Annotated in this window: 11 protein-coding genes; all 11 read left to right on the top strand. The window is 73.5% G+C overall.

From position 1 onward, the window contains the following. The first annotated feature begins 193 nt into the window (after positions 1-193). The 11 genes from rsmH (at position 194) to ACIBQ8_RS22550 (ending at position 14,304) form a co-directional block, all read left to right on the top strand. The gene (gene rsmH, locus ACIBQ8_RS22600) at positions 194-1,159 is read left to right on the top strand and encodes a 16S rRNA (cytosine(1402)-N(4))-methyltransferase RsmH (protein WP_397192894.1); all 966 of its coding nucleotides are present in this window, start codon (positions 194-196) and stop codon (positions 1,157-1,159) included. Further along, positions 1,149-1,640: a hypothetical protein gene (locus ACIBQ8_RS22595; RefSeq protein ID WP_397171346.1), complete on the top strand. Its 492-nt coding sequence runs from the start codon at positions 1,149-1,151 to the stop codon at positions 1,638-1,640. Before rsmH ends, ACIBQ8_RS22595 begins: the two co-directional genes overlap by 11 nt. Further along, complete coding sequence (locus tag ACIBQ8_RS22590) at positions 1,637-4,363, top strand: penicillin-binding transpeptidase domain-containing protein (RefSeq protein ID WP_397192893.1); 2,727 nt, start codon at positions 1,637-1,639, stop codon at positions 4,361-4,363. The genes ACIBQ8_RS22595 and ACIBQ8_RS22590 overlap by 4 nt, the downstream gene beginning before the upstream one ends. 40 nt (positions 4,364-4,403) lie before the next feature. Then, complete coding sequence (locus ACIBQ8_RS22585) at positions 4,404-5,936, top strand: UDP-N-acetylmuramoyl-L-alanyl-D-glutamate--2,6-diaminopimelate ligase (protein ID WP_364332241.1); 1,533 nt, start codon at positions 4,404-4,406, stop codon at positions 5,934-5,936. Further along, positions 5,933-7,363: a UDP-N-acetylmuramoyl-tripeptide--D-alanyl-D-alanine ligase gene (gene murF, locus ACIBQ8_RS22580; protein WP_397171350.1), complete on the top strand. Its 1,431-nt coding sequence runs from the start codon at positions 5,933-5,935 to the stop codon at positions 7,361-7,363. The genes ACIBQ8_RS22585 and murF overlap by 4 nt, the downstream gene beginning before the upstream one ends. Beyond that, positions 7,360-8,418: a phospho-N-acetylmuramoyl-pentapeptide-transferase gene (gene mraY / locus ACIBQ8_RS22575; RefSeq protein ID WP_352325068.1), complete on the top strand. Its 1,059-nt coding sequence runs from the start codon at positions 7,360-7,362 to the stop codon at positions 8,416-8,418. The genes murF and mraY overlap by 4 nt, the downstream gene beginning before the upstream one ends. Continuing rightward, positions 8,415-9,785 (top strand): UDP-N-acetylmuramoyl-L-alanine--D-glutamate ligase, encoded by a 1,371-nt coding sequence (murD, locus tag ACIBQ8_RS22570; protein ID WP_397192892.1) that lies wholly within the window; start codon positions 8,415-8,417, stop codon positions 9,783-9,785. The genes mraY and murD overlap by 4 nt, the downstream gene beginning before the upstream one ends. Further along, entirely contained in the window at positions 9,775-11,085 is a 1,311-nt protein-coding gene (ftsW, locus tag ACIBQ8_RS22565) for a putative lipid II flippase FtsW (RefSeq protein ID WP_397171354.1), read from the top strand. Before murD ends, ftsW begins: the two co-directional genes overlap by 11 nt. A 12-nt stretch (positions 11,086-11,097) precedes the next feature. Continuing rightward, positions 11,098-12,174: an undecaprenyldiphospho-muramoylpentapeptide beta-N-acetylglucosaminyltransferase gene (murG, locus tag ACIBQ8_RS22560; RefSeq protein WP_397171356.1), complete on the top strand. Its 1,077-nt coding sequence runs from the start codon at positions 11,098-11,100 to the stop codon at positions 12,172-12,174. Continuing rightward, entirely contained in the window at positions 12,171-13,568 is a 1,398-nt protein-coding gene (gene murC, locus ACIBQ8_RS22555; RefSeq protein ID WP_397192891.1) for a UDP-N-acetylmuramate--L-alanine ligase, read from the top strand. The genes murG and murC overlap by 4 nt, the downstream gene beginning before the upstream one ends. A 73-nt stretch (positions 13,569-13,641) precedes the next feature. Continuing rightward, a complete protein-coding gene (locus tag ACIBQ8_RS22550) occupies positions 13,642-14,304 on the top strand; it encodes a cell division protein FtsQ/DivIB (protein WP_397171359.1) in 663 nt (220 codons plus the stop codon). The last annotated feature ends 67 nt before the right edge of the window (positions 14,305-14,371 follow it).

Here is a 14,371-nt window from a genome sequence, read left to right as displayed (position 1 = left end):
TCGTTCGGCGAGGTCTCCACCCGCAACCACTGCCTGCCAACTGATGCACCTTCCCCGGTGTCAGAGGGCGGGCGTCCACGAAGAGGGTGCGGATGGGGACCTGGCCGGGCGGCGCCGGGTGGGGACCCAGGAATGACTGACGATTGACCGATACGCGTCATCCGCGAGCAGGACGCGAGAGGGGGGGTTGGAGATGGACGACAACGCAGGCACGGGCGGTCACGTTCCGGTGATGCTCGAGCGCGTACTGGAGCTGCTGGGCCCGGCGCTGACGGGGCCGGAGCCGGTCGTCGTCGACGCCAATCTCGGGCTCGGGGGCCACTCCGAGGCCCTGCTCGCCGCCTTCCCCTCCCTGCGCCTCATCGGGATCGACCGCGACCCGTTCGCGATCGACTTCTCCACCCGCAGGCTCGCCCCCTACGCCGACCGCACCACCCTGGTCCACGCCTCCTCGGGCGACCTGGCCCAGATCGTCGCCGAGGCCGGGCATCCCGCGGTCCACGGCGTGCTGTTCGACCTCGGCGTCTCCTCGCCGCAGCTCGACGAGGCCGAACGCGGCTTCGCCTACTCCTACGACGCCCCGCTCGACATGCGCATGGACACCGAGCAGGAGCTGACGGCCGAGCGGGTGGTCAACACCTATCCGGCCGCCGACCTGGCACGAATCCTGCGCGACTACGGCGAGGAACGTTTCGCGCCGAGGGTCGCGGGGCTTATCGTCAAGGAACGCGCCAAGGAGCCCATCACCTCCACCAAGAGACTCGCCGACATCGTGCGCGACGCGATCCCCGCGGCGACCAGGCGCACCGGCGGCAACCCCGCCAAGAGGACTTTCCAGGCGCTGCGCATCGAGGTCAACGCGGAGCTGTCCGCCCTGGAGGCGGCGCTGCCCGCGGCGCTCGACGCGCTGGCGCTGGGTGGGCGGGTCGTCGTGCTCTCCTACCACTCCCTTGAGGACCGGCTCACCAAGCAGGCCCTCACGGCGCGAACCAAGGACACCAGCCCGCCAGGGCTGCCCGTCCCGCTACCGGCACACCAGCCGAGGTTCCGCCTGCTGACGAGGGGAGCCGAGCTCCCCAGCGATGAAGAGCTCGCCCGCAACCCGCGGGCGGCCTCGGCCCGGCTACGGGCGGCAGAGAGGATCCGCGTTGACGATTGAGCAGGAGACCGGCCGGGTCGCGCCCGTCCGCCGCGCCATGCCCAAGCCGGGCACGCGCAGGCCGGGCGTCTCGCACCAGACCAAGCCGCGGCCCCGTCCTGACACCGGCGGCCGGCGGCCGGCGGCCGCGCGTCCCGGCGAGAGCGCCGCGCCCGCGCGCCGTCCCGCCGCGCGGCGACCCTCGACCAAGCGGCAGCGGGCGCCGTTCGTGCTGCTCGTCGTCGGGTTGATGTGCGGCGGGCTGGTGAGCCTGCTGCTGCTCAACATCATGCTCAACCGCGACGCCATCACCGACGCCAAGCTGCGCGAGGAGATCGCGGTGGCCCAGCAGGAGAAGGAAGCGCTGCGGCTGGAGTACGAGCGCAAGATGCAGCCCCAGAACATCGCCGACCGTGCCGAGGCGCAGGGCTACCACCTGGACAAGAACCTGCGGCCCTGGGACAAGGGCGAGCCGAGTGGCCAGGCGGTCCCGGAGCGGTGAGGGATTCAGGCGGCAGGGGACAGCGTCCCGGCCGCGGCGCTGGCGGCGCCGGCTCTCCTGGAGGGCCCGGCGCCGCTCGTCGTACGCCGGGCGGTCCGGGGCGGGCAGGGCGAGGGGGCTCTGCCCGTTCCGACGGGACGGGCCGCCCGGCGGCGCCGGACGACTCGCCGCGCAAGCGTCCTCCCGACCCGTTCGACCTGCCGTTCGACGACGACCTGAGGGGCCGCAGGCCCCACGAACCCGGCGACGACGCGCGCGGCAGCGCCCGCCGCGACTCCGCGGGCGGCTCCCGTGGCCGGCAGCGCCGCGACGACGGCGATCGCGCCCGGCCCCGTGACGACGACGAGGGCGCCCGCTCGCGCCGCGACCCGGGCGACGGCCCGCGCCGCCGTCCGCGCGACGACTCCCGCGACGACTCCGGTAACCGCGCCGCCTCCCGGGGCCGCGACGGCGACGACCGCCCGCGCGGGCGCACCCCGCAGAGCCGCGACGGCGACGACCGCCCGCGTGGCCGCGCCGCCCAGGGCCGCGACGAGAGCGACCGGACGCGTGGCCGTGCCGCCCAGGGCCGAGCCGACGGCGCCCGGAACAGGGCGCCGCAGGAGGGGCCGCGCCGTCGCGGCGACGGCCCCGGCCCCGACCAGGCCCGCGGCTCAAGATCCGACCAGGCCCGCGGCTCAAGGCCGGACCAGGGGCGCGGCTCGCGGCCGGACGAGGGGCGCAGCTCGCGGTCCGAGCCGGCGCGGCCCGGGTCGGGGCCGGGTCAGAGCCGGGGCTCCCGGTCCGATCAGGGGCGCGCCGGCAGGCCCGAGCAGACCCGCGGTCCGAGGGCCGGTCAGGCGCGCGGTCCGGCCTCCGGCCAGGTGCGCGCCTCCGGGCTGGACCAGGCGCGCGGGCGTGAGCGCGGCATGCTGCGCCGCGGCGCGGACGTGCCGCCCCCCAGGGGCCCGCGCCGCCCGCCCACGCCGCCCCGCCCGCCGCGGCCCCCGCTGGTGCTGCGCCTGGGCAGCCCGCGCCGGCGCATCAACATCGGCCTGATCGGCATGACGTTCATCCTGTCGATCTTCGCCGGCCGGCTGATCCAGATGCAGGGCCTCGACTCCAAGGTCTACGAGGCCGCCGCCGTCGGCCAGCGCCAGCACGTCGAGGAGATCCCCGCCAAGCGCGGCACGATCACCGACGTCAACGGCAACGCGCTGGCCCGTACGTCGGAGGCCCGCGAGGTGTCCATCGACCCCTCCAAGGTCCCCGCGGACGTCCGCGCCAACGTGGCCGCGATCCTGGCCAGGCAGCTCGGCAAGACCGTCGAGGAGATGACCGCCAAGCTGTCCAGGACCGGCAGCCGCTACCAGCTCCTGGCCAGAGACGTCGACCCGGTCGTGGCCACCCGCCTGCTGCAGGCCCGCGTGCCCGCGCTCAGCGCGAAGAAGACCTACCGCCGCGACTACCCGGCCGGCGACCTGGCCGGCAGCCTCATCGGCTTCGTCGGCGACGAGGGCAACGGCCTGGGCGGCATGGAGCAGGCCAAGAACACGATCCTGGCCGGCCGCGACGGCAAGCAGCGGGTCGAGACCGGCCGCGACGGCCTGCGCATCCCCATGACCAGCAGCGAGCGCACCGCGCCCGTCAACGGCCAGGACGTGCGGCTCACCATCGACCGCGACATCCAGTGGGCCGCCCAGAAGGCGGTCGCCGAGCAGGTGCGCGAGTCGGGCGCGAGCAGCGGCGCGGTCATCGTCATGGACGTCAGGACCGCCCAGATCATCGCCATGGCCAACGCGCCCGAGCTCGACCTGGGCAACTGGCGCAGGGCCCCCGCCTCCTCCTACGTCAACAAGGCCGCCGCGGACGTGTTCGAGCCCGGCAGCACCAACAAGGTGATCACCGCCGCCGCCGCGCTGGAGGCCAAGGAGGTCACCCCCGACACGGTGTTCCAGGTGCCCGACAACATCAGGTGCGCCGACCGGGTGCTGCGCGACGCCCACGCCCACAAGCCCGAGGCGATGACCTTCCGGCAGGCCATGGCCCAGTCCAGCAACGTCGCCACGATCATGGCCGCCCGCAAGGTCGGCAGCGAGCGCCTGTACGCGATGCTCAGGGCGTTCGGGTTCGGCACCACCCCGGCGGGCGGCGTGCCCAACGCCGAGGCGGGCCTGCTGCCCAACTACAAGAACTGGTCGGGCAGCCAGAGCTGCACGGTCGCCTACGGCCAGGGCGTGTCGGTGACCGCCCTGCAGACCGCCAGCGTCTACCAGACCATCGCCAACGGCGGCGTCCGCGTCGATCCGCAGATCGTGGCGGGCACCACCGACGCCTCCGGCAGGTTCGTCCCGGCTCCCGCGGGCAGGCAGACCAGAGTGGTGAGCGAGACGACGGCCAAGGAGATCACGACGATGCTGGAGACCGCGGTGAGCGCCGAGGGCACCGGCGCGCTGGCCGCCATCCCCGGCTACCGGGTGGCGGGCAAGACCGGCACCGCCGACCGCTACGACGCCGAGCTGGGCCGCTACGACGGCTACACGGCCTCCTTCGTCGGTTTCGCGCCCGCGGACGCGCCCCGGCTGGTGGTGCTCTCGGTGCTCCAGAACCCCAAGAACGGCCATTTCGGCGGCCAGCTCGCGGCCCCCGTGTTCAAGGATGTGATGACGTTCGCCATCAAGAGCAGGAAGATTCCTCCCACAGGCTCGGACGCGCCGCCGGTGCGTACGCGCGCGGGACAGTGAGCAGGGAAGGTACGCTCTCGCCGTGCGTCCCCCGTCGTCTATGCGTCCCAAGACCAGCCCGCCCCGTCCGCTGACCGGGCTCGCGACCATGCTCGACGCCGATTCCGGCACGTCGAGGTCGCCCCATGCCGCCCTGACCGGCGTCACCATCGACTCCCGCGCCGTGCAGCGCGGCGATCTCTACGTGGCGCTGCCGGGCAACCGCGTGCACGGCGCGACCTTCGCCGCAGAGGCGATGGCGCGCGGAGCCGTGGCCGTCCTCACCGACCCGGCCGGGCGGGAGGCCGCCGTGGCCACCGGCCTGCCGGTGCTGATCGTGCCCGATCCGCGCGCGCTGCTCGGGCAGGTCTCCTCCTGGGTCTACGGCCAGCCGGCCCACGACGTCCAGGTGATCGGGGTGACCGGCACGAGCGGCAAGTCCACCACCACCTTCATGGTGGAGGCCGGCCTGCGGGCGGCCGGCCACACGACGGGCCTGGTCGGCGGCGTCGAGATCGCCGCCGGAGACCTGCGCTTCGAGCCTACGCTGACCACGCCGGAGGCCCCGCAGCTGCACGCCCTGTTCGCGCTGATGCGCGAGCAGGGGGTCACCGCGGCCACCATGGAGGTCTCCAGCCACGCGCTGGCGCTCGGCCGGGTCGACGGCATCTTCTACGACGTCGCCCTGTTCACCAACCTCTCCCAGGACCACCTCGACTTCCACAAGGACTTCGAGGACTACTTCGCCACCAAGGCCAGGCTGTTCCAGCCCGAGCTGAGCCGCGTCGGCGTGACCAACATCGACGACCCGCACGGCCGGGAGCTGCTGCACCGGGCCAAGGTGCCGATGACCACGTTCTCGGCGCTCGGCGACCCGGAGGCGGAGTGGCGGGCGCTGGAGGTCCGGCTCGGCGCCGACGGCAGCGCGTTCCGGGTGGCCGGTCCCGGCGGGGTCGAGGCCGACGCGCAGATCTCGCTGCCCGGTCCCTTCAACGTCGCCAACGCGCTCGGCGCGATCGTCTGCCTGGTGGAGTCGGGGGTGCCGCTCCAGACCGCCGTGCACGGCGTGGGCAGCCTCACCGGGGTGCCCGGCCGCATGCAGCGCATCACCTCCGCCGAGGAGGAGTTCCAGGCGCTCGTGGACTACTCCCACAAGCCGGGCGCCGTGGAGTCGGTGCTGCGCTCGCTGCGGGAGGTGACCGCGGGCACGCTGACGATCGTGCTGGGCTGCGGCGGCGACCGCGACACCGGCAAACGCCCGATCATGGGCGAGATCGCCGCCCGGCTGGCCGATGTGGCGATTTTCACCAACGACAACCCGCGCTCGGAGGATCCGCTCGCCATCCTGGCCGCGATGATGGAGGGAGCGCTCGGCGTTCCGCCCCGCGACCGCGCCCATGTGATCATTGAGCCCGACCGCGCGGCCGCGATCGACCTGGCCGTCGGCCGGGCCGGCCGCGGCGACGTGATCGTCGTCGCGGGCAAGGGTCACGAGCAGGGCCAGTACGTCTCAGGCGAAGTGATCCCGTTCGACGACCGCGAAGTGGTCGCCGAAGCGATCGACGCACGCAAGGAAAGCAGGAAGCACCGATGATCCCGTTGCCGCTGGCCAGGATCGCCGAGATAACCTCGGGCGCCCTGTCGGGCATGGCAGACCCCCGCGCCGTGGTGCGCGGGCCCGTAGTGATCGACTCACGCGCGGTGGAGCCGGGATCGCTGTTCGTCGCCCTCGCCGGAGAGCGGGTCGACGGTCACGACTACGCCGCGCAGGCGATCCGGGCCGGAGCGGTCGCCGTCCTGGCCTCCAGGCCGGTCGACGCGCCGGCGGTGATCGTCCCCGACGCCGCGGTCGCGCTGGCCGAGCTGGCCGCCGCGCAGGCCGCCGCGCTGCCGCAGGCCACCGTGATCGGCGTGACCGGCTCGGCGGGCAAGACCAGCACCAAAGACCTGCTGGCCAGGCTGGCCGGCCGGATGGGCCCGACCATCGCGCCCGTCGGCAGCTTCAACAACGAGCTGGGCCACCCGCTGACCGTGCTGCGCGCCGACGTCGACACCCGGTTCATGGTGCTCGAACTGGCCGCCCGCAACATCGGCCACATCAAGGACCTCACCCGCATCGCGCCGCCGACGATCGGCGTCGTGCTCAACGTCGGCACCGCGCACCTCGGCGTGTTCGGCGGCAAGGAGGCCATCGCCAAGGCCAAGGGTGAGCTGGTCGAGGCCCTGCCGCGCACCGGGGTGGCGGTGCTCAACGCCGACGACCCGCTGGTGTCGCAGATGGCCTCGCGCACCGACGCGCGCGTCACGTACTTCGGGCGCGGCGAGGGCGCGGCCATCAGGGCCGAGCAGGAGACGGTCGACGGGCGCGGGCGGGCCTCGTTCACCTTGCGCACCCCGTCCGGGGCCGCGCCGGTCACGCTCCAGCTCTACGGCGCCCATGCCGTGGAGAACGCCCTGGCCGCCGCCGCCGCGGCCTACGAGCTCGGCCTGCCGGTCGCCACGATCGCCGAGGAGCTGTCGGAGGCCACGCCGCGCAGCCGCTGGCGCATGGAGGTCACCGACCGGCCCGACGGCGTCACGGTGGTCAACGACGCCTACAACGCCAACCCCGACTCGATGCGGGCCGCGTTCGACATGTTCGGCGTGATGGGGCAGGAGCGGCGGCGGTTCGCGGTCATCGCGGCGCTGCGCGAGCTGGGCGAGGAGAGCGCGGCGCTCAACGCCGAACTGGGGCGGCTGGCGGGCGGTTCGGGCCTGACGGGCCTGGTCGTCGTCGGTCCCGACGCGGGCCCGGTGCTGGAGGGCGCGAACGAGGCGGCCTCGGCCGTCGCGGGACCGCCAGGTGGCGGAGGGCCATATGCTCCCCAGATGACCCGGATCGTACACGTCCCTGACGCCGAGGCAGCGGCGGCCGCACTGGCCGGCCTGCTGCGCCCCGGCGACGCGGTGCTCGTCAAGGGCCCCCGCGCGATGGGCCTGGAACGCACGGCGGAGCTCCTCCTCGGAGGTGCCGCTCAGTGATCAACATCGTCATCGCCGGCGCGGTGGGCCTGGTCCTGTCGATGCTGGGGACCCCCTTGGCGATCAGGCTGTTCTCGCGGCGCGGCTACGGCCAGGAGATCCGCGAGGAGGGGGTGCAGGCCCACCTGGGCAAGCGCGGCACCCCCACCATGGGCGGCATCGTGTTCGTGCTGGCCGCGCTGCTGGCCTACGGCGGCTCCCACCTGGCCACGCTGTCGCCGCCGACGGTGTCGGGCATGCTCGTGCTGTTCCTGATGACCGGCCTCGGCGCGGTCGGCTTCCTCGACGACTTCATCAAGATCTACAAGCAGCGCAGCCTGGGCCTGCGCAGCGGCGCCAAGGCCCTCGGCCAGCTCGTCGTCGGCGCCGTGTTCGCCGTGCTGATCACCCGCCAGCCCAACGTCTACGGCATCACCCCCGCCGAGACCCGGCTGTCGTTCCTGCGCGACATCGGTCCCTCGATCGGCATCGTCGGCTTCACCATCTGGGTGCTGTTCATGATCGTCGGGTTCTCCAACGCCGTGAACCTCACCGACGGCCTCGACGGCCTGGCCAGCGGCGCGACCGGCGTCGTGCTCGGCGCGTACGTGCTGATCGGCAACTGGCAGCTCCGCAACAACTGCATCGACCAGCTCGGGCCCAACTGCTACTGGGTGCGCGACCCGCTCGACCTGTCGGTGGTGGCCGCGGCCGTGCTGGGGGCGCTGGTCGGGTTCCTGTGGTGGAACGCCCCGCCGGCCAAGATCTTCATGGGCGACACCGGCTCGCTGGCCCTGGGCGGCGTGCTGGCCGGCCTGGCCATCGCCACCCGCACGCAGCTCCTGCTGATCATCCTGGCCGGGCTGTGCGTGATCATCACGGCGTCCGTCATCATCCAGGTCGGGTTCTTCAAGATGACCGGGAAACGGGTGTTCAGGATGGCGCCGCTGCAGCACCACTTCGAGCTGAAGGGCTGGGCCGAGACCACGATCGTGGTGCGGTTCTGGCTGATCGCCGGGCTCTGCGCGGCGCTCGGGCTCGGGCTGTTCTACGTCGAGTGGATGCCCAAGCCATGACATTGACGTGCGTGGCCGGGCTCGGCGTCTCCGGCACCGCGGTGGCCGCGGCGCTGGCCGGACGCGGCGAGCGGGTCGTGGTCGTGGAGGCCGTGGAGGGGGAGCGGCAGCTCGCCGCCGCGGCCGAGCTGGCCCGGGCCGGGGTCGAGACCAGGTTCGGCGAGATGGTCCTGCCCGAGGGCGCGACCAGGCTCGTCACCACCGGCTGGGCCCCGCACCACCCGCTGGTCGCCGCCGCGCTGGCGGCCGGCGTCGAGGTCGTCGGCGAGGTGGAGCTGGCCTGGCGGCTGCGCCCGCCGCACGCCGCGCCCTGGCTCGCGCTGACCGGCACCAACGGCAAGACCACGGCCGTGCGCATGCTCACCTCGATCCTCCAGGCCGCCGGGCTCGACGCCCTGGCCGTGGGGAACGTGGGCGTCCCGGTCGTGCGCGCCGTCGCCGAGCCGTACGACGCCCTGGCCGTCGAGCTGTCCAGCTTCCAGCTCCACTGGTCCGGCACCCTGGCCCCGCACGCCGCGGCGATCCTGAACATCGCCCCCGACCACCTCGACTGGCACGGCTCCATGGCCGAGTACGCCGCCGCCAAGGGCCGCATCTACGAACGCGCCGGCACGGTGATCTACAACGCCGACGACCCCGAGTGCACCCGCCTGGCCGAGCCCTACGAGGGCGCCGTCGGCTTCACGCTGCGGGCGCCGCGCAGCGGCCAGATCGGCGTGGTCGAGGACCTGCTGGTCGACCGGGCGTTCGTGGAGGACCCGGTCGAGGCGGCGGAAGAGCTGGCCACCTTCGCCGACATCCGGCCCCTGGCCCCCCACAACGTGGCCAACGCGCTGGCCGCCGCCGCCCTGGCCCGCTCGCTCGGCGTGCCGTCCGAGGCCGTGCGGCTGGGCCTGCGCGCCTTCAAGCCCGACCCCCACCGCCTGTCCCACGTCGACCGGGTCGGCGACGTCGACTACGTCGACGACTCCAAGGCCACCAACCCGCACGCCGCCGCTGCCGCGCTGAGCGCCTACCCGTCGATCGTGTGGGTGGCCGGCGGCCAGCTCAAGGGCGCCGACGTCGACGACCTGGTCCGGCGGGCCGCGCCCCGGCTGCGCGGCGCGGTGCTGCTGGGCGCCGACCGCGCGGCGATCGCCGAAGCACTCGCGCGACACGCGCCGAATGTCCCCGTCGTGGACATCCCGGGCCAAGACACTGGTGTGATGGACACCGTCGTCACCGAAGCCGCGCGGCTGGCCTCCCCCGGGGACACCGTGCTGCTCTCCCCAGCGGGCGCCTCGCTCGACATGTTCCCCGGCTACCCGGCACGAGGGGAGGCCTTCGCGCGTGCCGTCCACGAGCTGAGGCGGCGGCGTGAGCAGTAGCACCGGCACCGCCGGCGCCCGTCCGGCCGCCGGCGAGCCCCCCAGGACCAAGGCCCAGGAGGGCCCGGCGAGCTGGGTCCGCGAGCAGCGCGCCGTGCTGAAGGAACTGCTCGACAAGCCGCTGACGACCTACTACCTGATCATCATGTGCAGCGCGCTGCTGCTCGCGCTCGGGCTCATGATGGTGTTGTCGGCCTCCGCGATCGAGGCCCAGCAGAAGACCGGCAACCCGTTCTCGTGGTTCATCAAGCAGTCGCTGTCGGCCGGCGTCGGCGTGCCCGTCATGTACGCCTGCTCGCGCCTGCCGCCGAAGTTCTTCCGCTGGGCGGGCTACCCGCTCATGGCGCTGGCGGTGCTGGCGCTGGTCATGGTGCTGTTCATCGGCGAGTCCGAGCTGGGCGCGCAGCGGTGGATCTACCTCGGGCCGTTCACCCTCCAGCCGTCCGAGCCGGCCAAGCTGGCGCTCGTGCTGTGGGGGGCCGACCTGCTGGCCAGACGGGCCAGGCAGGGCCGGATCGAGTGGCGGCAGATGCTGATCCCGCTCATGCCCGGCACCGCGATCCTGGTCGTCATGGTCCTGCTCGGCCGCGACCTCGGCACCACCCTCGTGCTCTTCATGATCTTCCTGGCGCTGCTGTGGGTGGTGGGGGCGCCGATCAAGCTGTTCGGCGGCATCCTGGCGCTGGCGGTGCTGGCCGCGGTCATCATGATCAAGGTGGAGCCGTACCGGATGGCGCGCATCGGGGCCTTCCTCGACCCGTGGGCCGACGCCCAGGGCGCCGGCTACCAGGCCGTGCAGGGGCAGATCGCGATGGGCTCGGGCGGCTGGTTCGGGCTCGGCCTGGGCAGCAGCCGCCAGAAGTGGAGCTGGCTGCCCCACGGCGAGAGCGACTTCATCTTCGCCATCCTCGGCGAGGAGCTGGGGCTGATGGGCACCCTGATGGTGGTGGCGCTGTTCGGCCTGCTCGGCTACGCGGGGCTGCGGGTGGCGGTCCGGGTCAACGACGGCTTCGTCCGCCTGGCCGCGGCGGCCATGGTGGCCTGGATCGTCGGGCAGGCGACCGTCAACATGGGCGCCGTGCTCGGCGTCCTGCCCATCACCGGCATCCCGCTGCCGCTGGTCTCCTACGGCGGATCGTCCCTGCTCCCCACGCTCGCCGCGCTGGGCATCCTGCTGTCGTTCGCCAAACGCGAGCCCGGCGCGCGCGAAGCCTTGGCCGCGCGTGGCCCCGGACCCGCCGCACGGGGCCTAAGCTGGCTTGGCCTGGGGGGTACGTCCAGAGGCCGAGTGAGACGTTAGGGAGTGACCGAGATGAGGGTGGTCCTCGCCGGTGGGGGGACGGCCGGGCACATCGAGCCCGCGCTCGCCCTTGCGGACGCGCTGCGCCATCTTGACCGGAGCGTCGGCATCACCTGCGTGGGCACCGAGCGCGGCCTGGAGACGCGGCTGGTGCCCGCCAGAGGCTACGAACTCGAACTGGTGCCGGCCGTGCCGCTGCCCAGGGCGATCACCCCGAGCCTGCTGACCGTGCCGGGCCGGCTGGCCGGGGCGATCAACGCCGTGTCGGGCGTCCTCGACCGCGTCGGCGCCGACATCCTGGTCGGGTTCGGCGGCTACGTCGCCACGCCCGCCTACCTGGCGGCCAAGCGCAAGGGCCTGCCGATCGTCGTCCACGAGGCCAACCCCCGTCCCGGCCTGGCCAACCGGCTGGGCGCCCGGCTGACCGACCACGTCTTCACCGGCTTCCCCGACGCCGCGCTGCCCAAGGCCGAGTTCATCGGCACCCCGCTGCGCCGCGAGATCGTCACCCTCGACCGGCTGTCCACCGGCGACAAGGCGCGCTCCTGGTTCGGGCTGGAGAACGACCGGCCCACGCTGCTGGTGTTCGGCGGCTCGCAGGGCGCCAGGTCGCTCAACCAGGCCGCGCTGGCCGCCGCGCCGGTGCTGCGCCGGGCCGGCATCCAGGTGCTCCACGTGCTCGGCCTGAACAACACCGTCGAGCACGAGCCGCCGCCCGGCGACCCCCAGTACGTGCTGCTGCCCTACGTCGACCGCATGGACCTCGCCTACGCCGCCGCCGACGTCGCGCTGTGCCGCAGCGGGGCCCTGACCTGCGCCGAGCTGACGGCCGTGGGGCTGCCGGCCGCGTACGTGCCGCTGCCGCACGGCAACGGCGAGCAGACCGTCAACGCCGAGCGCGTCGTGCGCGGCGGCGGCGGCCTGATGGTCGACGACTCCGATTTGTCACCCGATTGGATCATCCAGAACGTGCTGCCCATGCTCCACGACCCCGAACGGGTCGCCGTCATGTCGGAGGCCGCCTCCCGGCTGGGGCGCAAGGACGCCGATATCATGCTTGCCAGGAAAGTGTTGGAGATAGCCCGATGAGTCTCGTCAAGCTGGTCGATCCCGTAGCCGTCGAAGACCTCGGCCGCGTGCACTTCATCGGCATCGGCGGCGCGGGCATGTCAGGCATCGCCCGCATCCTGCTCAAGCGCGGCGTCCGCGTCACCGGAAGCGACGCGCGCAGCTCCGAGCTGGTGACCGAGCTGCGCGAGCTGGGCGCGACCGTGCACATCGGGCACGCCGCCTCGCACATCCGCGACGTCGACACCGTCGTGGTCTCCACCGCCATCCGCGACTCCAACCCCGAGCTGGGCGAGGCGCTCAAGCAGGGCCTGCGGATCATCCCGCGGGCCGCCGCGCTGGCCTCGGTGATGGCCGGCCGCACCGGCGTGGCCATCGCCGGCACCCACGGCAAGACCACCACCACCTCCATGCTCACCGTGGCGCTGCAGAAGTGCGGCGCCGAGCCGTCCTACTGCGTGGGCGGCCAGCTCGTCACCACCGGGCTGGGCGCCGACGAGGGCACGGGCCGGGTGTTCGTGGCCGAGGCCGACGAGAGCGACGGCTCCTTCCTCATGCTGGCCCCCGACATCGCCGTGGTGACCAACGTCGAGGCCGACCACCTCGACAACTACGGCGACCCGCGCGCGGTGCACGACAGCTTCGCCCGCTTCGCCGACCGGGTGGGCTCGCTGCTCATCGTCTGCGCCGACGACCCGGGCGCCGCCGAGCTGGTCGGGCGGGCGCGCGAGCGCGGGCTGCGGGTCAGGACCTACGGCGAGCGGGGCGAGGACTACCGGGTGACCGGCGTGCGTCCCGACGGCTTCGGCACGGTCTTCTCCATCGAGGGCAGGGGAGACGTGCGGCTGGCCGTCCCCGGGGCGCACAACGCCCTCAACGCCACCGCCGCCATCGCCGTGGCCGACGAGCTGGGGCTGGCGTTCGAGGACATCAGAGACGGTCTGGCGGCCTTCACGGGGGCCAAGCGGCGCTTCGAGGCCAAGGGCGAGGCGGGCGGCGTCGCGGTGTTCGACAGCTACGCCCACCACCCGACCGAGCTGGCCGCCGACCTGCGGGCCGCGCGCGACGTCGTGGCCTCCTACTCGGGCACGGGCCGGGTCATCGCGATCTTCCAGCCCCACCTGTACTCGCGCACCCGGTTCTTCGCCGACGACTTCGGCGCCGCCCTCGGGCTGGCCGACGAGGTCATCGTGCTCGACGTCTACGGCGCGCGGGAGGATCCCGAGCCGGGCGTGTCGGGCGCGATGGTGGCCGGGCGCGTGCCGCTGCCCGCCGAGCGGGTGGCCTACGCCCCCGACCGGGCGGCGGTGCCCGACCTGGTGGCCGGGCGGGCGCGTCCGGGCGACATCGTGCTGACGATGGGGGCGGGCGACGTGACCGAGCTGGGGCCGCAGCTCGTGGCACGCCTGTCCTGAGCCGTACGGGCGTGGCGGGCGGGCGCCGGGCGGTCCGGCGGCGTACGTTCGAAGCCGGCGTGCGAGGAGGGCGATGAAGGCGCGTAACGCGTTCCTGGTGCTGTTGACGGCGGGGGTGGTCGGCTCGGCCGCCTGGCTGGTGTTCTTCTCGCCGGTGCTGGGCGTGCGGTCGGTCGAGATCGTGGGAAATCTCACAGTCACCAGCGAGCGCATCAAGCAGCAGGCCGCCGTCCCCGACCTGCATCCGCTGGCCACGGTCGACCTGGCCGACGTCCAGGCCCGCGTGCTCGGCATCCGGCAGCTCGCGACGGCGAAGGTCGACCGGGTGTGGCCCGGCACGCTCAAGATCGAGGTCGTCGAGCGCGAGCCGGTGGCGGTGATCCCCGCGGGCGGCCGGTTCGCCGTGGTCGACAAGCAGGGCGTGGTGATCGAGGTCAAGGACGCGTCGCCGTTCATGCTGCCGTTGCTCAAGGTCGACCGGCCGGCCGCGGGCGACCCGGCCACCATGGCGGCGCTCCAGGTCGTCCAGGCGCTGCCGCCGGTGGTGGCGGGCAAGGTCCGGCAGGTGCGCGCGGCCTCGGCCGAGGGCGTGACGCTGGAGCTGTCCGACGGTCGTACCGTCCTGTGGGGCGGGACCGACAGGCCGCAGGAGAAAGGCCGCATCCTGGTCTCGCTCCTGGGCCGCAAGGCCACCCTGTACGACGTCAGCTCTCCCGACGTCGTGACCTTGAAGTGATCACGAGTGTCAGGGTCTGGCAACTCCGTGGCAAGGGCATCGCGTGCCTGTGCGAGGTGGGGGTCGC

It is taken from the genome of Nonomuraea sp. NPDC049646 (genome assembly GCF_044465525.1).
Lineage (GTDB): Bacteria > Actinomycetota > Actinomycetes > Streptosporangiales > Streptosporangiaceae > Nonomuraea.
Note: the sequence above shows the minus strand (reverse complement) of the source record. Positions and strands in the feature narration are given on the sequence as shown.

Excerpts from the sequence above, each read along its gene's own strand:
- murC (WP_397192891.1), top strand. The coding sequence starts at position 12,171 with ATGAGTCTCGTCAAGCTGGTCGATCCCGTAGCCGTCGAAGACCTCGGC.
- ACIBQ8_RS22550 (WP_397171359.1), top strand. The coding sequence starts at position 13,642 with ATGAAGGCGCGTAACGCGTTCCTGGTGCTGTTGACGGCGGGGGTGGTC.
- murG (WP_397171356.1), top strand. The coding sequence starts at position 11,098 with ATGAGGGTGGTCCTCGCCGGTGGGGGGACGGCCGGGCACATCGAGCCC.
- ACIBQ8_RS22585 (WP_364332241.1), top strand. The coding sequence starts at position 4,404 with ATGCGTCCCAAGACCAGCCCGCCCCGTCCGCTGACCGGGCTCGCGACC.
- murF (WP_397171350.1), top strand. The coding sequence starts at position 5,933 with ATGATCCCGTTGCCGCTGGCCAGGATCGCCGAGATAACCTCGGGCGCC.
- murD (WP_397192892.1), top strand. The coding sequence starts at position 8,415 with ATGACATTGACGTGCGTGGCCGGGCTCGGCGTCTCCGGCACCGCGGTG.
- rsmH (WP_397192894.1), top strand. The coding sequence starts at position 194 with ATGGACGACAACGCAGGCACGGGCGGTCACGTTCCGGTGATGCTCGAG.